Below are 22,249 nucleotides of genomic sequence, written 5' to 3'. Positions count from 1 at the left end.
CTTTATGAAAGACAAAAAAGGAGTTTATTTAAAAAAGATTTTATCGCTTATAATAATAGGAATGATAATTTTTTCTTTGTCAGCATGTGGCAAAAAAGAGACCAAGAATGAAATCTCAAAAACAAGTAAAACATTACAAACAGATAAAAAAGAAGGAAAAGACAATAGTCAAGCTCAGCAGTTTGACTATCTTTGCAGATTCACTGGAGATGCCATTTACCAAAAAGATGAACATCAAATAATAGCAGTTATGATTAATAATGAACCCGGTGCAATCCCTCAATCTTCGTTAAATCAGGCTGAGTACCTTTATGAAGCTTTGATTGAGGGTGGAGCAACACGAATTATGGCAATATATCACCATACATATCCTAAAAAAGTAGGTCCTATAAGAAGTGCAAGACCGTATTTTATGCAGATAGCAAAATCGCTTAATGCTTACTTTGTACATTGTGGTGGCAGTCCACAAGCTTACAGGCTTTTCAAACAGAATTTTATACCCCATATTGATGCCATATACACAGGTGGCGGAATTTTTTTCAGGACCTCAGATAGAAAAGCACCGCATAATCTTTATTCTTCTATGGAGAAGCTTACAGCTTTTTTTGATAAAAAGGGTTACACAACGCAGAAAACTTACAAAACATATCCTTTAACAGATGATGTTGTGAATAAATGGAATTCAGAAAACACCAGGATAAAAATTACTTTTTCAGGATGGTATTATGTTAGGTATGAATATGATGCTCAGAAAAAAGTTTACAAAAGGTTTATCAAAGAAAAACCTCATCTTGACAAAGAGACAGGTGTTCAGCTGACTGCAAAAAACTTGGTAATAATATTTGCTCACTATGACACAATAAAAAACGATGACAAAGGTAGACAGGAAGTGGATTTTTCAAAAGGAAAAGGGTATGTTCTGCAAATGGGAAAAACTATTCCAATCACTTATGAATTTAATATGGAGAATTCATTTATATTAAAAGATGAAAATGGGCAAGAGATTAAGCTTTTAAAAGGGAACACATGGTTTGAGATTGTACCGCAGTATGGTAAGGTTAAGATTGAATGAGAGGAGAGGAAAAATTTGAAGATAACTTTTATAGGTGGAGCTCAGAGTGTGACAGGTTCATGCTACCTTTTTGAGCTTGAAGGCAAAAAATTTCTGGTAGATTGTGGTATGTTTCAAGGTGGTTTGACTGAAGAACTGCTCAACTATGAATCATTTCCTTTTAATCCGTCAGAAATTGAATTTGTCATTCTTTCTCACGCCCATATTGACCACAGTGGAAGAATCCCCAAACTCTATAAGGATGGCTTTAGAGGAGTAATTTACACAACAGATGCGACAATGGACCTGTGTAGTATTATGTTGCCAGATAGCGCTCATATTCAGGAAAGTGAGATTGAGTGGAAGAATAGAAAAAGGAAAAGAGAAGGGAAAGAGCAGCTGCTGCCGCTTTATACCTTAGAAGATGCCGAAAATGTCTTGAAACATTTCAGAGGCGTAAAATATGGTCAGAAAATTCAAATAGACAAAAATTTGAGTTTTGTTTTTAAAGATGCAGGACACATGCTTGGTTCAGCTATAGTTGAGCTCTATATAAAAGAAAATGGTAAGGAGTACAAACTTGTTTTTTCTGGTGATTTAGGGAACAGAAATGTTCCTATTTTGAAAGACCCTACCATAATAGATGGTTGCGATTATCTGTTCATTGAAAGTACTTACGGCAATAGGCTTCATGTAGACGTTGAAAACAAATTTAAAAAACTTATAGATATCATTTGTACAACTATTTCAAATGGCGGAAAGGTTATAATTCCATCTTTTGCAGTTGGAAGAACACAGGAAATATTATATGAGATTGCAAAAGAAATTAGTACTGATTCTGAAGAAGCTAAAATTATAAGAAATGTAGAGATTTTTGTTGACAGCCCGCTTGCAACTTCTGCAACTGCCATCTACAAAAAACATATAGACTATTTTGATAGTGAAGCAGCTATGTTCATAAAAAATGGTATATATCCCCTTGAGCCACCTAATTTGAGGTTTATAAAATCTGTTGATGAGTCCAAATGGTTAAATGAGTATGACAAGAGTTGTATAATAATTTCTTCGAGCGGGATGTGTGAGGCAGGAAGGATAAAACATCATCTTAAGCATAATTTGTGGAATGAGAAAAACACTGTGCTTTTTGTCGGATATCAGGCACCAAACACGCTTGGAAGAAGGCTTTTGGATGGACAGAAGAAGGTAAAGATATTTGGTGAAGAGGTGGAAGTAAGAGCAAAGATAGAGTATATCGAGGCATATTCTGGTCATGCAGATAAAAGTGGGCTTTTTTCGTGGATTGAACAGATGAGCGAAAAACCAAAGAAGATTTTTGTGGTCCATGGCGAAAAGGAAATCCAGCTCGAATTTGCAAAAGAACTGCAAAACCGGTTTAACACAGATGTCATTGTCCCTGCACGTGGCGAGATGTACGAAATTGCACCTGAGTATGTTGCGCCAAGTGAAAGGTTATTCTCAGAACTTCCTTCATTTATCAATCTTTCAGTACTTGCTCAGATTGAGGAGATTGAATATGAACTTGATAGGCTAAAAGAAGGTATAAAAAACTCTGCTATTTCTCCAGAAAGGCTATTTGCTCTCAATTCGAATTTAGAAGAACTGAGATACCTTCTCAGCCTTGCGTTGAATGATTACTAAAAAGAAAGTTTATCTTATATCAACGTTTTTAAGAGTAAACAGTTTACCTGCAAATTTAAAGTAGATATTTATTGTAAAAATATCATGTGGCAATGGCTGGAATTTAGCGTAGAATTTTGCTTTATACAACAGAGGTTGGTCTTGAGGAAAATTTTCTATCTCAAAATAAGGAATTGGATAGTATTTTTGTTTTGTGGTTGTATCTTCAATGTAAATATATTCAAAGGCAGCCTTATTAATCTTCTTTTTTTCTAAGTTCTCTATAATAAGAGTTAAACCAAAATAACTCTGATTTCCAGTAACCTGTGAGTATGTGATATAAAATTTTTCTTTTGTCACTTTTTCAAGACTTACTTTTATATTCTGTACTATCACTGAGTATTGTGATTCTCCATAGCGGATGGATAAATTAGAAGGTTCATGGTATACGTATATATGTTTATCCGAATTTTTAATGATAAATATGCTCAAGATTATATAAACCGCTAATAATGTGAAGAGTATGCGAACAAGTCTTCTTTTCATCTTTTCTTTCTACTAAAAAACGATAATGTTTAGTATATTATCATTATATTTGAGAAGAGTAATTTGTTTGATACAAAAAACAAAAGAAACTGAGGTGAAACAATGAGATTTTTAGACGCTGGTGAGACACATGGAAAAGCTTTGATAGCCATAGTAGAAGGATTTCCTGCACATGTAAAAATAGACATAGAAAATATAAACCATCTTTTACAACTACGCCAGAGAGGTTATGGCAGAGGAAAACGAATGGAAATAGAAAAGGACAGAGTAACAATTTTATCAGGAGTCAGAAACTCTTTTACCACAGGAGCCCCTATTACATTGATGATTGAAAACAGAGACTACGAAAACTGGAAAAGTTTTATGGATGCAATGCAGTGTGATGTAGATACCAAAAAAGTGACAGTTCCACGGCCTGGTCATGCAGATTTGGCTGGCTGTTTAAAATATGAGTTTGATGATGCAAGAAATGTATTGGAAAGAGCCAGTGCAAGAGAAACTGCTATAAGGGTAGCAGTTGGAGCTGTTTGTGAAGAACTTTTAAAAATGTTTGGCATTAAACTTTACAACCACGTTGTTGAGATTGGTAGGGTACGGCTTACAAAATCGTATTCATTTGATGACACAGAGCTTTTTGAACAGGCTTTATCTTCTTCAGAGCTGTTTTGTATTGACAAAGAAGCTGAAATGCAGATGAAACAGGAGATTGATATAGCAAGACAAATGGGTGACAGCGTAGGTGGGGTTGCCGAGGTAATCTGCAAAAATGTTCCATATGGTCTTGGCAGCCATGTTCACTGGGACAGAAAACTTGACGCACAGATTGCTCAGTCTGTGATGAGTATTCAGTCTGTCAAAGGTGTTGAAATTGGTATGGGGTTTGAAGCGGCAAGGCGGTTTGGTTCTGAAGTTCATGATGAAATTTATTATGATGATAAGAGAGGTTTTTATCGAAAGACAAACAATGCAGGTGGTATAGAAGGCGGAATTTCAAACGGCATGGATATTGTTGTTCGGGCTGCTTTCAAGCCAATTCCAACGCTCTATAAGCCTCTCAAAAGTGTAGATATAAGAACTTTTCAACCTGCTGAGGCAGCAGTGGAAAGATCTGACACATGTGCTGTGCCGGCAGGAAGTATTGTTATGAGAGCGGCAATTGCATATGTTCTGGCAAATGCTTTAATAGAAAGATTAGGAGGAGATTCTGCTAAGACTATGTTAGAGACTTTCAAAAGAATTTATAATAAAGGGTAAAAATACATATGCCCTCACATCCATGGGTATACTAAGTAGATGTGGGGGTGTTTTTTTGTAATGAAAGCAAGGGCATTTGTTCTTGTATTTGCGTTAATAATAACTACAACATTTGGTAAGATATGCTATGCAAATGAAAAAAAGAATTTACCACAGGTAAGCTCTAAATCTGCCATAGCTATTGAATGGGTAACAGGAAAGATTCTCTTTGAAAAAAACAAGGATTTAAAACTTCCAATGGCAAGCACAACCAAAATAATGACAGCAATCCTGGTGTTAGAAAACTGTGATGTAAATAAAGAAATTGAAATTCCGCTACAGGCTGTGGGAGTTCCAGGGTCATCGATGTACCTTGAAAAAGGAGAAAAATTGAAAATAATAGACCTTTTGTATGGACTTATGCTTTCTTCTGGGAATGATGCTGCTGTTGCCTTGGCAATAGCAACAGCTGGTGATGTAAAAAGATTTGTTAAACTTATGAACAAGAAAGCAAAAGAGCTTGGACTTTCGAATACTGTATTTTCATCTCCACATGGCTTGGAACAAGGTCAGCACTATACAACAGCTCACGACCTGGCAAAACTTGCCGCATACGCTATGAGAAATCCAATATTTCGACAGATAGTAAAAACCACAGAAAGAGAAGTACCATGGACTACAAGACCTTACAATCGAATCTTGAAGAACAAAAACAAGATGTTAAGATTGTATCCGGGGGCTGAAGGTGTAAAGACTGGATTTACAAAAAAGGCTGGTAGGTGTCTTGTCACTTCTGTTTGCAGAGATGATTTTAGAGTCATATGTGTGGTTTTAAATGCTCCGGATATGTGGAATGATACACAAAAGATTCTCGACTATTGTTATAACAATTTTAAAGTGGTAAAACTTCTACCTGGCGAAATAGGTTATGCAAAAGTTAAAAACGGAAAAAGTGATTGGGTAAAAGTTGGAACAACATATCAGTGTTATTGGGTAGTGGAATCAAGTTGTCTGCCAAAATTAGAGGTACTTTTGCAGGCAGCAGAGGCACCTATCGAAAAAAACAAGGTGGTTGGTAGGTTGAATGTGTATCTTAAAAATGAAAAACAGAGCCTTCCACTTGTAGCATTACAAGAATGCCCAAGAAAATCTTTATGGGACAGAATAAAAGAAAAATTGTTTGAAAAGAGAATGAGACAAAAATAAATTTAGCGTGGACGTAAAATCCACGCTAAATTTATTTTTTCTTATTTTTCCATAAACGGTTCGAGCTCTTTGAGCAGTTCATCGCAGTTATCTGAATGAATCTCTACCTTGATAGGTTTGCTGAGGTCTAAACTGAATATTCCCATGATAGATTTTGCGTCAACAACATACCTTCCTGATGTAAGGTCAATATCAAATGGGTACTTGCTAACAATGTTGACAAAGTTCTTGACAGCATCAATTGTGTTCAGCTTTACTGTTACTGTTTTCATTTTAAATTCCTCCCTTCACAACAAAAATAATACTCATTATTTATCATATCATGTTTATGAGCTTTAAATCAATTAACTCCTTACACATTTTCTATACCCTTTTTTCATAGAAAAATAACAATTAAAGATATATTTTTAGCTCTTCACTAATTGGCTGCTAAATATTATAATATAACTTAAATGTGGAGGTGAACAAATTAAATTGAAGATTGCCTTTTATACACTTGGATGTAAGGTCAACCAGTATGAAACCCAGGCAGTGGCTGAACTTTTTAAAGAAAGCGGGTTTGAGATTGTCGACTTTGACAGCAAGGCAGACGTGTACGTGATAAATACCTGTACAGTTACCAACATAAGCGATAGAAAGTCAAGACAGGCAATAAAAAAGGCTAAAAAACTTTCTCCGCAAAGTATTGTGGTTGTGATGGGATGCTATCCGCAAGTGTATCCCCAAGAGGTTGAAAAGATAGAAGATGTAGATATTATAATTGGCACCAAAGATAGACAAAGAATTGTTGATTATGTTAGACAATATTTGGAAGACAAAAAGAAAATTGTAGCAATAGATGGAGAATATAAAAGAGAAGCATTTGAAGAGCTTAAGATATCAGAATTTAATGAGCGTAGCCGTGCTTTTATAAAGATAGAAGAAGGTTGTGACCAGTTTTGTTCTTATTGTATAATCCCATATGCAAGGGGGGCAGTTAGAAGCAGAAGTTTAAAAAGTATAGAAGAAGAGGTTATAAGGCTTGTTCAGAAGGGATACAAAGAGTTTGTTATAACAGGAATTAACATCTCATCTTATGGGAAGGATTTGGATGGGAAGGTAACACTTATAGATGTTATTGAGAGGGTAAATAAGATTGAAGGTGTTAAAAGAATTAGACTAAGTTCTTTAGAGCCGGTTATAATGAATGATGAATTTATAGAGAGGTTACTTGGTTTTGACAAACTGTGCCATCATTTGCATCTTTCCCTTCAAAGTGGCAGTGATAAAATATTGAAACTTATGAACAGACATTACACTACAGCAAAGTACCAAGGTATAGTAGATAGAATAAGAGAAAAATGGGAGGATGTAGCATTCACCACTGATATTATAGTGGGTTTTCCAGGCGAAACAGAAGAAGATTTCAATGCTACTTTAGAGTTTGTTCAGAAAATAGGTTTTTCACGAATTCATGTGTTTAGATTTTCGCCAAAAAAGGGTACTAAAGCCTATGAGATGCCAAACCAAGTAGATAGCAAAGAAAAAGAACGACGAAGTAAAGTAATGAAAGAAGTGGCAGCGAGACTTTCATATCAATTTCACAGGAAGTTTGTTGGCAATTGGTTAGAGGTTTTAATTGAACAGGATTCTGATTTTGACGGATATTATGAAGGGTATTCAGGAAATTATATCCGTACGTTAATAAGGAAAAGTAATATGATAGTATCTGGTGAAATTTACAAGGTTAAGATTACACAGGCTTATGAACAATATGTCAAAGGAGAAATAATTCAATAAAAATACAAAAAGGTGGTGTGTAATATTGAACACTGACATAGCAAATTTAAAAAGCCAATGTGTGGAAGAACTATCAAAAATCAAAAGTTTGCAGGAACTTGAAGATTTTCAGGTCAAGTATTTGGGCAAAAAAGGCATTTTGAAAAGTAAACTGAAAGAGCTATCAAAGCTTGAACCAGAAATCCGCGCTCAAATGGGAAAAGAATTAAATAGTCTAAGAGAGTACCTTGAGGAAAACATTGCTACCCTGCGAAAAAGGTTTTTAGAGGAAGAAAAACAAAAAAGGATACAAAGTGAACGCATTGATGTTACTATACCTGGCAAAAGAGTAGAAATAGGAGCCATTCACATCCTCTCCCAGGTTCAAAATGAAATAGCTGAAATCTTTCTGAACATGGGATATGAAATTGCAGAAGGACCAGAGGTGGAACTTGATTATTACAACTTTGAAGCACTGAATATCCCAGCTGACCATCCTGCAAGAGATACTCAAGATACTTTTTATATCTCGGATGACGTGCTTTTGAGAACGCATACCTCCCCTGTTCAAATCAGGGTCATGAAGAGCCAAAAACCCCCGATTAAGATAATTTCGCCGGGAAGGGTGTACAGGTCGGACGAGGTGGATAGTACACACTCTCCCATTTTTCATCAAATAGAAGGACTATTTGTTGACAAAGGGGTTACAATGGCTGATTTGAAAGGGACACTTGAAGTGTTTGCAAAGAGATTTTTTGGTGAACAGACGAAGGTCAGGTTCAGACCGCACCATTTTCCGTTTACTGAACCGTCGGCTGAGGTTGATATTTCATGTATCTTCTGTGGTGGGAAAGGATGCAGAACGTGTAAGGGTGAAGGCTGGATAGAAATACTTGGTGCAGGAATGGTTCACAGAAAGGTTCTTTTGAACTGTGGAATTGACCCAGATGTATATACTGGTTTTGCATTTGGTATGGGAGTTGAGAGAATAGCGCTTTTGAGATATGAGATTGAAGATATCAGACTTTTTTACGAAAATGATTTGAGATTTTTGAAACAATTCAGATAAAAAACTTGATACAAAAGGAGTGAAAGGTATTGAAGGTTTCGTTGGAATGGTTAAAAAGTTTTGTTGACATAGATTGTTCGGTAGATGAGCTTGTTGATAAACTTACTATGAGCGGAACAAAGGTAGAGGGATATGAAAAGAGACTTGAGAATATTAAAAATGTAGTAGTAGGTAAAATTTTAGAAATCTCTTTGCACCCTCATAACCAAAATCTTTTTGTTTGCAAAGTAGATACAAGAGATAAAATACTTACAATAATAACTGCAGCAAAGAATGTAAAGCCAGGCTTGTATGTCCCTTTAGCAAAGCCAGGTGCTGTCTTGGCAAATGGCAAAACAATTGATGTTCTTGAGTTCAAGGGGATAGTATCAGAAGGAATGTTGTGTTCGTTGGAGGAGCTTGGGCTTACCCGCGGCGAGTTTTCATATGCTGATGAGAATGGCATATTTATTCTTGAAGGTATGGATGACAGCATGATAGGGACTGACATAAAGATTGCACTTGGAATAGATGATGTGATAATTGATTTTGAAATAACCTCAAACAGGCCCGACTGTTTGAGCGTTGTGGGTATTGCAAGAGAGATAGCTGCTATTTTAAACAAACCCCTTAAATTTCCAAATTTAAGTTTCAAAGAGACAGATGAACCGGTAAAAAATTATATAGATAGTATTGAAATTCAGAACAAAAAGATTTGTAGAAGATATATGGGAAGGGTGATAAAAAACGTAAAAATTGAGGAGTCGCCTCTGTGGCTGAGAAGAAGACTTGTGGCTTGCGGTGTAAGGCCAATAAATAATATTGTTGATGTGACAAATTATGTAATGCTCGAGATGGGTCAGCCTCTTCACGCGTTTGACCTCAACAAGATTTGTGGCAGAAATGTTTTTGTAAGACTTGCAAGCGATGGCGAAAAGATTGTAACTCTTGATGGTGTGGAGAGGGTTTTGCGGCCATCTGACATTGTTATTGCAGATGAGAAAAGGGCTATAGCAGTTGCAGGAGTGATGGGGGGATTAGATACTGAGGTTGATGAGAGTACAACACTTGTACTTTTAGAGTCTGCAACTTTTAATCCTGCAATGGTAAGAAGGACAGCACGATATTTAGGGCTTAGAACAGAGGCTTCAAACAGGTTTGAAAAAGGTTTGAGCCCATACTTTGCAGAACTCGCAATTCAAAGAGCGTGCGCTTTGATTGAACAAATAGGAGCAGGCGAGGTTGTAAAAGGAGCTGTAGATACCTATGTTGACCCATGGCAGCAAGTAGAAGTGAAAGCTGATTTTTCATATATAGAGAAGCTTCTTGGTCTTAGGATTGAAAAAGGTGAGGTCTTGAATATTCTTAGCAGGCTTGAAATAGAGTATGATAAAGAAAAAGAAGTATTTATAATACCACCTTTTAGGACTGACATTGAAGATATGGCCGACATCTCTGAAGAAGTGATAAGAATATATGGGTATGATAAACTACCTTCAAGGGTTTTCATGGGAAATGCTATATCTTCTGGTCTTACCCAAAAGCAAAGAATGGTAAATAATATAAAAAATTTTCTTGCCAACAGTGGTTATTATGAAATTTATTCATATTCATTTGAATCGCCAAAGGTTTATGAGGTTTTAAAAGGGTATAACTTGGATGATGCTGTCAAGATTTCAAATCCACTCGGTGAAGATTTTTCTATCATGCGAATGCAGCTTTTGTCTTCCGTATTAAAAACAGTTTATCTCAATATATCGCGAAATATAAAAGATGTGAAAATATTTGAGCTATCTACAGTATTTAAAAAGTCTAACGAAAAACTTCCGCAAGAAAAACTTGTTTTGGCAATAGGAAGTTCGGCTCAGGATTTTTATTCTTTAAAGGGTGTACTTGAAAATCTTTTTGACATGCTGAGAATAAAAGATGTTAAGTTTTCATCGCAACATCAAAATCCAAATTTGCATCCTACACGTTCAGCAAAGATTTATACCGAGGAAAGTTTTCTCATAGGCTACATTGGAGAAGTCCATCCGGATATATTAGAAAGGTTTGACATACCCACAAGAGTTGTATATGCAGAACTTTTTATAGATGAGCTGCTTGAGGCTGAGAAGAAAGAAAAGAGGTATGTTCAACTTCCAAAATATCCAGCTGTTGAGAGAGACTATGCATTTGTTGTGCCAGATGATGTAGAAAGCAGGGTAATTGAAGAAATCTTCAAGAAATATAGCTCTGACATTTTAGAAGAGTTTCGTCTGTTTGACGTGTACAAAGGACAACAAATAAAGCCAGGTTTCAAAAGCTATGCCTATAAAGCAGTTTTCAGGTCAAAATCAAAAACACTTTCAGATAGTGATATTAACCAGATTCAAGAGAAAGTCTTGGATGAGCTTAAAAACTACAATATAAGTTTGCGGGAGTAGAAAGAGATGGAATGGTTAAAAGAACTAAATGAGCAGCAAAAAGAGGCGGTTCTTTCAACAGAAGGGCCGCTTTTAGTATTGGCTGGTGCAGGTTCAGGGAAAACTCGTGTCATAACATATAGAATAGCATATATATTGAATATGGGGTTAGCAAATCCGGGCAATATCCTTGCAATTACTTTTACAAACAAAGCTGCTGATGAGATGAAAGAAAGGATAAAAAGGCTTGTTAGCACCCAGTCATTTTCAGAGATGTGGGTGTCTACTTTTCATGCTGCGTGTGCAAGGATTTTGAGAATGGAAGCTCATAATATAGGATTTTCAAACAACTTTGTAATATTTGATACACAGGATAGACAGCAGCTTTTAAAGGAGTGCTTTGATCGGCTGAATATCGACTCAGAGAGGCTTGATATCAGACATGTATCAAGGCAGATTAGCAATTTCAAAAATCAGCTAATTGGACCCTCTGAGGTATACAGATATGGTGATGTTGATGGTCGTGTTGTTGAGGTGTATAAACTTTACAATAAACTTTTAAAAGAATACAATGCGTTTGACTTTGATGACCTTCTGTATTACACTGTAGTTCTTTTTGAAACAAACCCTGACATTCTGGAAAAGTATCAGAATAAGTTTAAATACATCTTGGTAGATGAGTATCAGGACACAAATCATGCTCAGTTTTATTTTATTTATTTACTTTCACAGAAACACAGAAATGTCTGTGTTGTCGGTGATGACGACCAGAGTATATACAGTTTCAGAGGAGCAAATATAAAAAATATTTTGGAATTTGAAAAGGTTTTTAGCGATGCCAAGGTAATAAAATTAGAAAAAAACTATAGGTCTACAAAGACAATACTCTCAGCTGCAAATGAGGTTATAAAACACAACTATTATAGAAAATCTAAAAGGTTGTGGACAGACAACCTTGAGGGTGAAAAGATTTTTCTATACTCAGCTTTTGATGAAGTAAATGAAGCAGAGTTTGTTGCATCGAGTGTGAAAAATCTTATTGAAAGCGGACTTTCACCATCAGAAATAGGAGTGCTCTACCGAACAAATGCTCAGTCTGTAAACTTTGAGAATGCACTTTCGGCTTATTCTGTACCATATAAAGTTGTAGGTGCTTTGCGATTTTATGAAAGAAAAGAAATAAAAGATATTATTGCTTATTTGAGACTCATTACAAATCCGCATGACGATTTGAGTCTATTTAGGATTATTAATGTTCCCAGAAGAGGAATTGGGAACAGTACTTTAGAGAAAATAAAAGTTTTGAGTAAAGAGTATGGCGTTTCAGCGTATACAGTTTTACTTGAGCGAGCAAAGATTGATTTTGACAAGAAGACATATGAAAAGCTGAATAGCTTTATATCTCTGATAGAAGATTTAAAAGCTGAGGCAGAAAATTTGTCTGTAAGTCAGACCATTAAACTTGTGCTTGACAAGACGGGGTATTTAGAAAGTTTGCTCAGTAGCAAAAGTGAAGAGGAGTTTCAGAGAGCTAAGAATATTGAGCAGCTTATAAGCGCTGCAGCTATTTTTGAAGAAGAAAATGAGGAGCCTACTGTGCAAAACTTTTTAAATTCTATTACTTTGAGCTCTGAAGAGGAAGATACTCAAAAAGAAGAAAAAGTTTCGCTTATGACAGTTCATGCTGCAAAAGGATTGGAATTTGAAGTTGTCTTCCTTACAGGGTTGGAAGAAGGACTGTTTCCGCTTGTTAGGGCAGAAGAACCTGTTGAGGCTGAAAAGGAACTTGAAGAAGAAAGAAGACTGTGTTATGTAGCAATTACAAGAGCAAAAAAGCTTCTTGTTCTGACATATGCTAACAATCGAAGAGTATTTGGCAGGTTTTCTTCACGACAAAAGTCATGTTTCATTGAGGAGATTCCTCAAAAATACATTCAAGTTGTTTATAGTCCTATTACTAAAACTCACCAAACATTTTCTGCCAAGATTAATCAAACTGAAGATGCTTCTATTAGCAATCTGCAAGTTGGAAACAAGGTCCAGCATGGAAAGTTTGGAGTTGGAAAAGTTATCTGGCTTTCAGATGATATGAAAGAGGTAGTAGTAGATTTTGAAAAGATTGGTCAGAAAAGGCTACTTCTGTCCTATGCAAATCTTAAAAGGATTGGTTGAGGGAAAGATGAAAGAGGTTGTGTTAGAGATTTTAAGGAATAAGGCGCTTGAGGTTGGTGTTGTCAGCTGGTTTGCTGCACAGTTTTTAAAGATTGTGATAGCATTTATCATAACACGAAAAGTTGACCTCAAATGGTTCATAAGCTCCGGAGGGATGCCGAGTTCTCATTCAGCGTTTGCAAGTGGGCTTTCAACTGCTGTGGGGCTTATAGATGGCTTTAGCTCAACCAATTTTGCTATTTCATTAACATTTACTTTAATTGTGATGTACGATGCGGCAGGAGTAAGAAGAGAGGCTGGGAAACAGGCACAGACTTTGAACGAGATAATTGAGATGTATCTTTCACCACATTACAAGCCTCAATATAAACTAAAAGAGCTCATAGGTCACAAACCTACAGAAGTCTTTGCAGGAGCCATAGTTGGAATATTAATTGCCACAATAATGATTTGAAGCAAAACAAAAGCTGTGATATAATATTATTCTGAAAACTGAATAATCAAGAATGTGAAGATGGGATAGGGTGATGCAGTATCCTAGTCAGAGTGGCTGCTTTCGAAGGCGGGCCTAAAAATCCGCCAAAGGGCACACCGATGAAGTTCCTGGTTTCGGCTTCTGACGCCCAGTCAGGGGTTGAAGCTGGGAGTAAGGGTTAAGGGAGTCCTGCAATGGCATGCAGGATGCACCCCTTTTCCCGTGGAGGCTAACGCACAAAAAGAAAGAAGCTTTTTGTGCGTTAGTAAAACCTACCGCCAGGTGCGTCCTTTTTGAGAAAGGATGTGCTTGGGGTAGTGTAGCCTGCCTTGAGCGGAATAGACGGATGGCCGAATTTCTGGCCTTCCTAGAAATAGGGCCCGTTTTTAGGAAGGTCTTGAGGCCTGAAATCTATTTCGCAAAAGAGGCTAGAAAGCATGCCCTCTGTCGAGGAAAGCTCCTAGGCTGTGCCATGTATTGGCTTTACGAAGGGGATTAAAGTGCGGACTAAGTGGCGATCTGGTTGTGTGTTGGGCAACCGCACACCCAAACTTTTAAAGGGAAACCGCCTCCTGGCGACGGGAGGTAAGTTTGGGGGAAATCCTACCAGACCTTAAGCCGCAAAATTTACCCTTCGTAAAATCACCCTATCCCAATAAATTTATATATTTTTCAATATATTTTTCAAAAAGTAACTTTCGGGAGATGAAAATGAAAAACAAGAAAAAAATGCAGAATAAAAAGAGAGAATATTTCAAATGGACACTAATATTGTTTATTTTATCGTTTTTACTGTCAGCTACTCTAAACTACATTTCAAGCTATGTATCAGAAAGATTACCTGTGACAATTTCATTCATACTTTTATTTTGTATAATTTTATTGGGAATAATCTTTGACATAATTGGTATCGCTACAACTGCAGCTGATGAGGTCCCTTTTCACGCAATGGCTGCAAAAAAAGTAAAAGGTGCAAAGGTGAGTGTATGGCTCATAAAAAATGCAAGCAAAGTATCTTCTATTTGCAACGATGTTATAGGAGATATATGCGGAATATTGAGTGGAGCACTTTCTGCAAGTATTGTATTTTATATAGCAAAAAATAGCAAAGCCAATCCCATTCTTCTTTCCATACTTCTGACTGCAATGGTTGCTGCTATAACAATATCTGGCAAGTCAATCGGAAAATATTTTGCAATCCAAAAGAGTAATGAGATTGTAAAAATAAGTGGAAAAGTCCTTGGAATATTTTTAAAAATGTAACTTGGGAAGTGAGAGGTATTGGGTATATTAGAAAAGGTGAACTATCCTGAAGATGTAAAAAGATTGAGTATATCCGAACTCTATGAACTTGCTGAAGAGATAAGAGAATTTCTGTTGTATAACATCGCCAATACAGGTGGACACTTGGCGGCAAACTTAGGGGTTGTTGAGCTTACCCTTGCTCTGCTAAAGGTTTTTGACCCACCAAAAGATAAAATTGTGTGGGATGTAGGACATCAATGTTATGTTTATAAGATTTTGACAGGACGAAAGCAAAAGTTCAATACCTTGAGGAAATTTAGTGGTTTGAGCGGTTTTCCGAAGTCAAAAGAGAGCATTTATGATTCGTTTGATACTGGCCACAGCTCTACATCTATTTCTGTTGCTCTGGGATTTGCAGTTGCACGTGACCTTAAAAATGAAGACTACGATGTGATTGCGGTTATAGGAGACGGAGCTTTAACTGGAGGACTCGCATATGAAGGACTCAATAATGCCGGCAGATATAATGGTAAACTTCTTGTCATTTTGAATGACAATGACATGTCAATCTCCAAAAATGTTGGTGCGATTGCAAAATATCTATCAAAGGTACGAACAAAACCACGTTATTTTAAATTGAAAAAGGCTGCTGATAGCTTGGTAGAAGGAATTCCGGTTGTTGGAAAAAACTTGAGCAAGTTTGTGAGAAAAGTAAAAGGAAGTTTAAAATATTTTTTCTTTCCTGGGACTTTGTTTGAAGCGCTTGGATTTGAATATTATGGACCTATTGACGGTCATGACATAGAAAGGCTTTGTGAAGTATTTAAAAGTGTTAAAGATTTTGAAAGACCTGTTTTGGTTCATGTGGTTACACAAAAGGGTAAAGGATATGAACATGCTGAAAGGTTTCCAGAAAAATTCCATGGTGTTCCGCCATTTGACATAGAAACTGGGAATCATTTATCTGACAATACTTCAAAGACATTTTCTGAGGTTTTGGGTGATAAACTTTGCGAGCTTGCCAAGCGCAATCCAAAGATATTAGCAATCACCGCTGCAATGCCTGATGGTACTGGTCTTAGCAAGTTTGCAAAGATGTATCCTCAAAGGTTTTTTGATGTTGGAATAGCAGAGGAACATGCGGTCACTTTTGCAGGTGCTCTTGCTAAAGAGGGATTTAAACCGTTTGTTGCCATATATTCAACCTTCCTACAAAGAGCTTTTGACCAGATTATTCATGATGTGTGTCTTCAAAATTTGAATGTGGTCTTCTGTGTAGACAGAGCAGGTCTTGTTGGTGAGGATGGAGAGACACACCATGGAAGTTTTGATATATCGTATTTGAGCCTAATTCCAAACTTGACATTGATGGTGCCAAAGGATACAAAAGAATTTGAAATGATGCTGGAATTTGCAGCTTTTTATCAGGACGGACCTATTGCAATAAGATATCCGCGTGGGAGCTGCAAACAGGTAGGTTTTTATGATGAAATTAAACTTTCTGAACCAGAGATATTAAAAGAAGGAAAGAATCTGGCCATATTTTCTATTGGAAGACATGTTTCAATGTTATATGATATTATTAGCAAAAACAAGTTGGATGTAACACTGGTAAATGTAAGATTTATAAAACCCCTAAATACTGAGATTATAAAAAGAATAGTGAGGATACACGAGAAAGTTCTGATTGTGGAAGATAACAGTGTTATCGGGGGGCTTGGTGAAAAAATAAAAAGTATTGCAGCTGAAGAAAGGTTACCGAAGATTAAGCACATAGCTATACCTGATAAATTTATTCCTCATGGTTCAATTTCTCAGCTTTATTCAATGCTTGGAATGGATAAAGGAAGCTTAACAAAAGTAATTATGGAGTTGATAGAGAGTTGAAAAAGAGGGCTGATATACTTCTTGTTGAAAAGGGACTGGCAGAATCACGTGAAAAGGCAAAAGCATTAATTTTGAGTGGCAACGTATATGTGAATAATCAAAAAATAGAAAAAGCAGGGGAAATGATAGATGAAAGGAGCCAGATAATAATAAAAGAGCCACTAAAATATGTCAGCAGAGGCGGTCTTAAACTTGAAAAGGCTTTAGAGTTTTTTAGAATTTCTGTTGAAAGCAAAATTGCCCTTGACATCGGAGCTTCAACAGGTGGTTTTACAGACTGTTTGCTTCAACATGGTGCTAAAAAGGTCTACTGTGTAGATGTTGGATATGGTCAGCTTGCATGGAAGTTAAGAGAGGACCCGAGAGTAGTAAATTTTGAAAAGACTAATTTTAGGTACTTTGATAGAAAAAGTATTCAGGATAAAATTGATATTATAGTATGCGATGTCTCCTTTATTTCTTTGAACCTAATTGCAGAGAAGGTAAAAGAGTTCATGGAGAATGGTACAGAAGGCGTTTTGCTGATAAAACCCCAGTTTGAAGCAGGAAGAAAGGAGGTTGGAAAAAGAGGAGTTGTAAAGTCTAAGGAAACTCATAAAAATGTGATCAAAAAGGTAATTGATCACTATTTTTCGCTCGGAATCTCAATCAAGGGTCTGACATATTCGCCAATCACAGGGCCAGAGGGAAATATAGAATATCTCCTCTATATTAAAATGGAGGATGAGACCAAAAATAACATGGTTGACATTTCAATAGAAGAAATTGTCAACCAAGCCTTTGAAACATTGGGTGAGAAAAAGTAATAATTTGGAGGTTATTTGTAATGAAATTAATAAAAATCAAAGAACTTTTAAATTGCAAGGTTTATTTCGAGCCGGAAGAGGTAAGCAGCGAGGAGTTTTTAAATGCATGTGGTTCTGACCTTATGAGCGACGTTTTGGCATTTGTGAAAGAAAAGGTGATTTTATTGACAGGTCTTGTAAATCCTCAAGTAATAAGGACTGCAGAGATGATGGATATAAAAGCTGTGATAATTGTTCGAGGCAAACAACCGTCGGAAGAGATGTTAAAACTTGCAAAAGAAAAGTGTATAGCTCTTCTTGGGACTGATTATCCAATGTTTCAAGCATGCGGAATACTTTATGAAAGCGGACTTGGGAAAGAAAGGTGCTGCTGAGAAAGATGCTGCTTGAGCTGGAATTTGAGATTGAGCCGGGCAATTTTATATTGGCAGGTGAAGCTTCTTCTAAGATTAAAGAGACTTTAAAGAAACTTGGTGTAAAACCAGAGATACTCAAAAAAGTTGCTATTGTCTCTTATGAAGCAGAGATGAATATTGTTATACATTCTGTTGGTGGGATTTTAAAAGCCATAATTTCAAAGGACAAGATTGAAGTAATAGCTCAAGATAATGGACCTGGCATTGAAGATATTGAGCTTGCAATGAGAGAAGGGTATTCCACCGCTCCCGAAGAGATAAGAAACTTGGGATTTGGAGCGGGTATGGGTCTTCCAAACATGAAGAAGTACTCAGATTATTTTGAGATTGATTCAAAAAAAGGCAAAGGTACGAGGGTATATATGATTATTTACAATAAATGACCATCTTTGAAATGTAGGGAAGTGAATTATAAATGAAAAATTTGCATTCTATAATGCTTGACAAAGAGAAATGTAAAGGATGTACAAACTGTATTAAAAGATGTCCAACTGAAGCCATTAGAGTTCGAAACTCAAAAGCAAGGATTATTGACCAAAGGTGCATAGATTGTGGGGAATGTATAAGGACATGTCCATACCACGCAAAATATGCCATTACTGACAGTTTAGAAGAAATCAATAAATTTCAATATAAGGTTGCACTGCCTGCACCTTCATTTTACGCTCAATTTGAGGTTGATGATGTAAATAAGCTACTGTATGCTTTGCTTGAACTTGGATTTGATGATGTATTTGAGGTAGCAAAAGCAGCAGAAATAGTAACCCACTTTACAAAACAGTTTATTCTATCTGAGAAAAACAAAAAACCAATAATTTCCTCTGCATGTCCGGCAGTTGTCAGGCTCATCCAGACAAAATTTCCAGACCTAATAGAGAATATCCTGCCACTTGCCTCGCCTATGGAAGTTGCTGCATATATTGCTAAGAAAAAGATACATAAGGAAAAGGGGATTGAAGAAGACAAAATAGGAGCTTTTTTTATATCTCCATGTGCGGCAAAGATGACATATGTAAATAGTCCTCTTGGTTTTGAGCGTTCATATGTTGATGGAGTAATAGCGATAAAAGATGTTTATGGACTTGTAAGAAGCAAGCTCAGAGAGATAAAAGATGTAAAGCCTCTTTCGATTGCCTCAGGCAAAGGTATTGGATGGGCAGCCTCAGGCGGTGAAAGCTTGGCGTTGGAAATTGAAGAGTATGTAAATGTAGATGGTATTCACAACGTGGCCAAAGTTTTAGAGGAGATTGAAAATGGCAAACTCAAAGACATTACATATTTTGAAGGTCTTGCTTGCAGTGGTGGGTGTGTTGGAGGACCTCTTGCAGTAGAAAATCCGTATGTTGCCAAAAATCGTATTAAAAGATTGTCTTCCAAATTAAAAGACAAAGAAGAGAGTCTTTCAGCGTGGACAGAGGAGATTATTAATAGTTTTTCTCTCAAGCTTGAGGATGTTCTTTTTGAAAAAGAATTAGAAACAAATCCTGTGCTTGAACTTGACTCTGACATTGAAAGAGCTATGGAAAAGTTTGAAAAGGTAAATAATATACTCAATATGTTGCCGGGTTTGGACTGTGGTGCTTGTGGTTCACCTACATGCAAAACTCTTGCCGAGGATATAGTGCGTGGTTTTGCCAATGACACAGATTGTATCTTTATTCTTAGGGAAAACATAAAAGAGCTTGCAAACAAGATGGTTGAGCTTTCGAATAAACTGCCACCATCACTTGAAAGGAATGATGAGTAGTGCCAAGCATTTTGAATTTAGGCAGGTATTTTGAATTGGCAAATGGGATTGTAAAGGATGAGCAGTATGAAAATGTGTACATTGGTGATGTTTTGAGTTTCGCAATATCGCATATTAAGGACAACAGTATATGGATTACCATTCAAAACAATGTGAATGTGGTTGCCATAGCAACTCTCAGAGAAGTAAAAGCAATAATCTTGACAGAAGGAGTAAAACCCGACTCTGATATGCTTCAAAAATCAATAGAGCAGCAAATTCCAATTTTTACAACAGAACTTTCACATTTTGAAACAGCAAGGCTGTTGATTCTCAAAAAAAAGGAAGATAAAAATGAAGCTTTATTATGATCTTCATATTCATTCGTTGCTTTCTCCGTGTGCAGACAATGATATGACGCCACATAATATAATAAATATGGCTAAGTTAAAGGGATTAGATGTTATATCTGTGACAGACCATAACTGCTCATTAAACCTTGAAAGTTTTTTAGAAGTGGCAAGTTTACTTGACATTCTGTTTATACCTGGAGTTGAGATTGAAACAGAAGAGGAGATTCATGTTCTGCTGTATTTTAAGCACAAAGATGTTTCAATTATAAGAGAATTTCAGAGCATTATTGACAAACATCTGCCTTTTGTAAAGCTCAGAGAAGACATTTATGGTAATCAATACATTGTTGATACACAGGACAATATAATCGGAAGCTATGAAAAACTTCTTCTTCAACCACTTACTCTAAACTTAAAACAGGTTTATGAGGTTTCCAAATTCTACAATATGATTTTTGTCCCTGCCCACATAAACAGACAATCTTTTGGTGTAATTGGAAGGCTTGGTTTTTTGCCTGAAGAGCTAACTGATTTGACCTTTTTAGAGGTATATAAGACCACTGAAATAGAATTTACCAAGTTTCTTCCTCAAAACAGAGATTATATTTTTCTCCACTCCTCAGATGCTCATCATCTATGGGAAATAAACGAAAGAGAATTTTTTATTGAAAGTGATATACTGTATACAATATTTTTCGATTAAATTCTTCAAAATTTATACTTCATTTATAACCCGTTGTATGTTACAATATTAACAGTAGTTTTAACTCAGTATGTTAAATTTCTAACAATAGAAGGGGGATGCAGATTCATGTCTTGTTGTCAAGGGAAAAATTTGACAGAAGAAAATTTCAAAAAGCTTGATGAGATTATTGAAAAAAATAAATCAAGAAGAGGGGCTTTGATCCCAGTTTTGCATGAGGCACAGGAACTTTTTGGATACTTGCCATATGAAGTTCAGAAAAGAATAGCAGAAGGACTCAATATACCCATGGCAGAGGTTTACGGTGTTGCAACATTTTATACACGCTTTACGTTAAAGCCGACAGGGGACCATAAGATAAGTGTATGCATGGGTACAGCTTGTTATGTTAAGGGTGCAGACAAGATTTTGGATAAGTTAAAAGAACTTTTAAAGATTGATGTAGGTGAAACAACAGAAGATGGTAAATTTTCAATTGAAGCGACAAGATGTTTGGGAGCTTGTGGATTGGCACCGGTTGTTGTGATTGACAATACTGTTTACGGGAAATTGAGTGTGGATGATGTTGAAGATATCTTGTTAAGATATTAACTTAACAAATTGACAACGGTGAAAATATAAGGTGATTTAATTGAACGAGCTTTCGCTTTATATCCTTGACCTTGTGCAAAATTCGATAGAAGCAGATGCAAGTTTGGTTAAGATTGAGATTGCCGAAGATTTGAAAGAGGATCTTTTTACCATTACAATAGAGGATAACGGCAGAGGAATTCCACAGGATGTTATTGATAAAGTGACAGACCCTTTTTACACCACAAGAAAAACGCGAAAGGTAGGACTTGGTCTTTCTTTAGCAAAACAACTTGCAATGGACTGTGAAGGAAGCTTCACTATTGAAAGGCTTGAAAAAGGCACTAAAATAGTGCTTAAGATGAAACATTCTCATATAGATAGACCTCCTCTTGGAAATATAACCGAGACCTTACTTGCACTTATAACCGGAGCACCTGATTTGGATTTTAAGTTTTGTTACAAAAAAGACCGAAACGAGTTTACTTTTGACACAAGAAGCATCCGAGACGTTCTGGGTGATGATATTCCTTTAAATACTCTGAGCGTTCTTGACTTTATTCGTGGTCAGTTAGAAAGTGGTTTATCAAATTTAACCGGAGGTGTAAAATAAATGATTAAGTCTATTCAAGAGCTTGAAGAAATAAGGAAAAAGGCGTTAGAAGAGCTTGAGTTCAGAAAACAGCAAGGCGAAGGTATAAGAGTTGTTGTTGGAATGGCAACATGTGGAATAGCAGCAGGTGCAAGACCTGTCATGCTAAAGTTTGTTGAAGAGATTCAAAAAAGGAATTTAAAAAACGTCACAGTTGTTCAGACGGGTTGTATTGGGCTTTGCAAGTATGAACCAATTGTGGAGGTTTATGAACCAAATAAAGAAAAGGTCACATATGTTAAAATGACTCCTGAAAAAGTTTTAAAGGTTGTTGCAGAGCATTTGGTCAATGGAAAACCAGTATATGAATACACAATTGGCTATGAAGAAAATAAAGAGGCAAATAACTAAAAGGAGGG

At 36.3% G+C, this 22,249-nt stretch carries 23 protein-coding genes; 21 read left to right on the top strand and 2 right to left on the bottom strand.

Going from position 1 to position 22,249, the window contains the following annotated elements:
* Positions 1–4 precede the first annotated feature (4 nt).
* On the top strand, positions 5–1,072 hold the full coding sequence (locus tag CALHY_RS07360; protein WP_013403339.1) for a DUF3048 domain-containing protein: 1,068 nt from the start codon (positions 5–7) through the stop codon (positions 1,070–1,072).
* 15 nt (positions 1,073–1,087) lie between these two features.
* The gene (locus tag CALHY_RS07355) at positions 1,088–2,710 is read left to right on the top strand and encodes an MBL fold metallo-hydrolase RNA specificity domain-containing protein (RefSeq protein ID WP_013403338.1); all 1,623 of its coding nucleotides are present in this window, start codon (positions 1,088–1,090) and stop codon (positions 2,708–2,710) included.
* A gap of 9 nt (positions 2,711–2,719) precedes the next feature.
* Here CALHY_RS07355 and CALHY_RS07350 read toward each other — a convergent pair whose 3' ends face one another.
* Positions 2,720–3,235: a hypothetical protein gene (locus CALHY_RS07350; RefSeq protein ID WP_013403337.1), complete on the bottom strand. Its 516-nt coding sequence runs from the start codon at positions 3,233–3,235 to the stop codon at positions 2,720–2,722.
* A 102-nt stretch (positions 3,236–3,337) separates the two neighbouring features.
* Here CALHY_RS07350 and aroC point away from each other — a divergent pair, with 102 nt between their 5' ends.
* Together aroC and CALHY_RS07340 are read left to right on the top strand one after the other, a co-directional pair.
* Complete coding sequence (aroC, locus tag CALHY_RS07345) at positions 3,338–4,489, top strand: chorismate synthase (RefSeq protein ID WP_013403336.1); 1,152 nt, start codon at positions 3,338–3,340, stop codon at positions 4,487–4,489.
* Between the two features lie 60 nt (positions 4,490–4,549).
* Positions 4,550–5,674, top strand: a complete 1,125-nt coding sequence (locus CALHY_RS07340) for a D-alanyl-D-alanine carboxypeptidase family protein (RefSeq protein ID WP_013403335.1) — start codon at positions 4,550–4,552, stop codon at positions 5,672–5,674.
* A 41-nt stretch (positions 5,675–5,715) separates the two neighbouring features.
* Here CALHY_RS07340 and CALHY_RS07335 read toward each other — a convergent pair whose 3' ends face one another.
* Positions 5,716–5,946: an HPr family phosphocarrier protein gene (locus CALHY_RS07335; RefSeq protein ID WP_013403334.1), complete on the bottom strand. Its 231-nt coding sequence runs from the start codon at positions 5,944–5,946 to the stop codon at positions 5,716–5,718.
* Between the two features lie 202 nt (positions 5,947–6,148).
* On the opposite strand from CALHY_RS07335, the gene mtaB reads away from it, so the two are divergent.
* The 17 genes from mtaB (at position 6,149) to CALHY_RS07250 (ending at position 22,241) form a co-directional block, all read left to right on the top strand.
* Positions 6,149–7,453, top strand: coding sequence for a tRNA (N(6)-L-threonylcarbamoyladenosine(37)-C(2))-methylthiotransferase MtaB (gene mtaB / locus CALHY_RS07330; RefSeq protein WP_013403333.1), 1,305 nt, complete (start codon positions 6,149–6,151; stop codon positions 7,451–7,453).
* Positions 7,454–7,478: 25 nt separating this feature from the next.
* Positions 7,479–8,501 carry a phenylalanine--tRNA ligase subunit alpha gene (pheS, locus tag CALHY_RS07325; RefSeq protein ID WP_013403332.1) on the top strand — a complete coding sequence of 341 codons (1,023 nt, stop codon included), beginning with the start codon at positions 7,479–7,481 and terminating at the stop codon, positions 8,499–8,501.
* Positions 8,502–8,530: 29 nt separating this feature from the next.
* The gene (gene pheT / locus CALHY_RS07320; RefSeq protein WP_013403331.1) at positions 8,531–10,906 is read left to right on the top strand and encodes a phenylalanine--tRNA ligase subunit beta; all 2,376 of its coding nucleotides are present in this window, start codon (positions 8,531–8,533) and stop codon (positions 10,904–10,906) included.
* Positions 10,907–10,912: 6 nt separating this feature from the next.
* Positions 10,913–13,057 carry an ATP-dependent helicase gene (locus tag CALHY_RS07315; protein WP_013403330.1) on the top strand — a complete coding sequence of 715 codons (2,145 nt, stop codon included), beginning with the start codon at positions 10,913–10,915 and terminating at the stop codon, positions 13,055–13,057.
* Between the two features lie 7 nt (positions 13,058–13,064).
* A complete protein-coding gene (locus CALHY_RS07310; RefSeq protein WP_013403329.1) occupies positions 13,065–13,511 on the top strand; it encodes a divergent PAP2 family protein in 447 nt (148 codons plus the stop codon).
* 220 nt (positions 13,512–13,731) lie between these two features.
* Positions 13,732–14,031: a hypothetical protein gene (locus CALHY_RS07305; RefSeq protein WP_041723141.1), complete on the top strand. Its 300-nt coding sequence runs from the start codon at positions 13,732–13,734 to the stop codon at positions 14,029–14,031.
* A 212-nt stretch (positions 14,032–14,243) separates the two neighbouring features.
* Positions 14,244–14,795: a hypothetical protein gene (locus CALHY_RS07300; RefSeq protein ID WP_013403328.1), complete on the top strand. Its 552-nt coding sequence runs from the start codon at positions 14,244–14,246 to the stop codon at positions 14,793–14,795.
* An 18-nt stretch (positions 14,796–14,813) separates the two neighbouring features.
* Entirely contained in the window at positions 14,814–16,664 is a 1,851-nt protein-coding gene (gene dxs / locus CALHY_RS07295; protein WP_013403327.1) for a 1-deoxy-D-xylulose-5-phosphate synthase, read from the top strand.
* Positions 16,661–17,470 (top strand): TlyA family RNA methyltransferase, encoded by an 810-nt coding sequence (locus tag CALHY_RS07290; protein ID WP_013403326.1) that lies wholly within the window; start codon positions 16,661–16,663, stop codon positions 17,468–17,470. Before dxs ends, CALHY_RS07290 begins: the two co-directional genes overlap by 4 nt.
* Positions 17,471–17,490: 20 nt before the next feature.
* Positions 17,491–17,844, top strand: coding sequence for a hypothetical protein (locus CALHY_RS07285; RefSeq protein ID WP_013403325.1), 354 nt, complete (start codon positions 17,491–17,493; stop codon positions 17,842–17,844).
* A 5-nt stretch (positions 17,845–17,849) separates the two neighbouring features.
* On the top strand, positions 17,850–18,269 hold the full coding sequence (locus tag CALHY_RS07280) for an ATP-binding protein (RefSeq protein ID WP_013403324.1): 420 nt from the start codon (positions 17,850–17,852) through the stop codon (positions 18,267–18,269).
* Between the two features lie 32 nt (positions 18,270–18,301).
* A complete protein-coding gene (locus CALHY_RS07275) occupies positions 18,302–19,633 on the top strand; it encodes a [Fe-Fe] hydrogenase large subunit C-terminal domain-containing protein (protein WP_013403323.1) in 1,332 nt (443 codons plus the stop codon).
* Complete coding sequence (locus tag CALHY_RS07270) at positions 19,633–19,983, top strand: DRTGG domain-containing protein (protein ID WP_013403322.1); 351 nt, start codon at positions 19,633–19,635, stop codon at positions 19,981–19,983. The genes CALHY_RS07275 and CALHY_RS07270 overlap by 1 nt, the downstream gene beginning before the upstream one ends.
* Positions 19,967–20,668 carry a PHP domain-containing protein gene (locus tag CALHY_RS07265; RefSeq protein WP_013403321.1) on the top strand — a complete coding sequence of 234 codons (702 nt, stop codon included), beginning with the start codon at positions 19,967–19,969 and terminating at the stop codon, positions 20,666–20,668. The genes CALHY_RS07270 and CALHY_RS07265 overlap by 17 nt, the downstream gene beginning before the upstream one ends.
* A gap of 108 nt (positions 20,669–20,776) precedes the next feature.
* Positions 20,777–21,259, top strand: coding sequence for an NADH-quinone oxidoreductase subunit NuoE (nuoE, locus tag CALHY_RS07260; RefSeq protein WP_013403320.1), 483 nt, complete (start codon positions 20,777–20,779; stop codon positions 21,257–21,259).
* Between the two features lie 40 nt (positions 21,260–21,299).
* Positions 21,300–21,851 carry an ATP-binding protein gene (locus CALHY_RS07255; protein WP_013403319.1) on the top strand — a complete coding sequence of 184 codons (552 nt, stop codon included), beginning with the start codon at positions 21,300–21,302 and terminating at the stop codon, positions 21,849–21,851.
* The gene (locus CALHY_RS07250; protein WP_013403318.1) at positions 21,852–22,241 is read left to right on the top strand and encodes a (2Fe-2S) ferredoxin domain-containing protein; all 390 of its coding nucleotides are present in this window, start codon (positions 21,852–21,854) and stop codon (positions 22,239–22,241) included.
* Positions 22,242–22,249: the final 8 nt, after the last annotated feature.

Origin of the sequence: Caldicellulosiruptor hydrothermalis 108 (genome assembly GCF_000166355.1) — a bacterium.
Lineage (GTDB): Bacteria > Bacillota > Thermoanaerobacteria > Caldicellulosiruptorales > Caldicellulosiruptoraceae > Caldicellulosiruptor > Caldicellulosiruptor hydrothermalis.
Note: the sequence above shows the minus strand (reverse complement) of the source record. Positions and strands in the feature narration are given on the sequence as shown.

Coding starts and splice junctions, on each gene's coding strand:
- CALHY_RS07305 (WP_041723141.1), top strand. CDS start 13,732: ATGCAGGATGCACCCCTTTTCCCGTGGAGGCTAACGCACAAAAAGAAA.
- CALHY_RS07335 (WP_013403334.1), bottom strand. CDS start 5,946: ATGAAAACAGTAACAGTAAAGCTGAACACAATTGATGCTGTCAAGAAC.
- CALHY_RS07315 (WP_013403330.1), top strand. CDS start 10,913: ATGGAATGGTTAAAAGAACTAAATGAGCAGCAAAAAGAGGCGGTTCTT.
- nuoE (WP_013403320.1), top strand. CDS start 20,777: ATGTCTTGTTGTCAAGGGAAAAATTTGACAGAAGAAAATTTCAAAAAG.
- CALHY_RS07300 (WP_013403328.1), top strand. CDS start 14,244: ATGAAAAACAAGAAAAAAATGCAGAATAAAAAGAGAGAATATTTCAAA.
- CALHY_RS07275 (WP_013403323.1), top strand. CDS start 18,302: ATGAAAAATTTGCATTCTATAATGCTTGACAAAGAGAAATGTAAAGGA.
- CALHY_RS07350 (WP_013403337.1), bottom strand. CDS start 3,235: ATGAAAAGAAGACTTGTTCGCATACTCTTCACATTATTAGCGGTTTAT.
- aroC (WP_013403336.1), top strand. CDS start 3,338: ATGAGATTTTTAGACGCTGGTGAGACACATGGAAAAGCTTTGATAGCC.
- CALHY_RS07285 (WP_013403325.1), top strand. CDS start 17,491: ATGAAATTAATAAAAATCAAAGAACTTTTAAATTGCAAGGTTTATTTC.
- CALHY_RS07265 (WP_013403321.1), top strand. CDS start 19,967: ATGAAGCTTTATTATGATCTTCATATTCATTCGTTGCTTTCTCCGTGT.
- CALHY_RS07280 (WP_013403324.1), top strand. CDS start 17,850: ATGCTGCTTGAGCTGGAATTTGAGATTGAGCCGGGCAATTTTATATTG.
- CALHY_RS07340 (WP_013403335.1), top strand. CDS start 4,550: ATGAAAGCAAGGGCATTTGTTCTTGTATTTGCGTTAATAATAACTACA.
- CALHY_RS07250 (WP_013403318.1), top strand. CDS start 21,852: ATGATTAAGTCTATTCAAGAGCTTGAAGAAATAAGGAAAAAGGCGTTA.
- CALHY_RS07360 (WP_013403339.1), top strand. CDS start 5: ATGAAAGACAAAAAAGGAGTTTATTTAAAAAAGATTTTATCGCTTATA.
- CALHY_RS07310 (WP_013403329.1), top strand. CDS start 13,065: ATGAAAGAGGTTGTGTTAGAGATTTTAAGGAATAAGGCGCTTGAGGTT.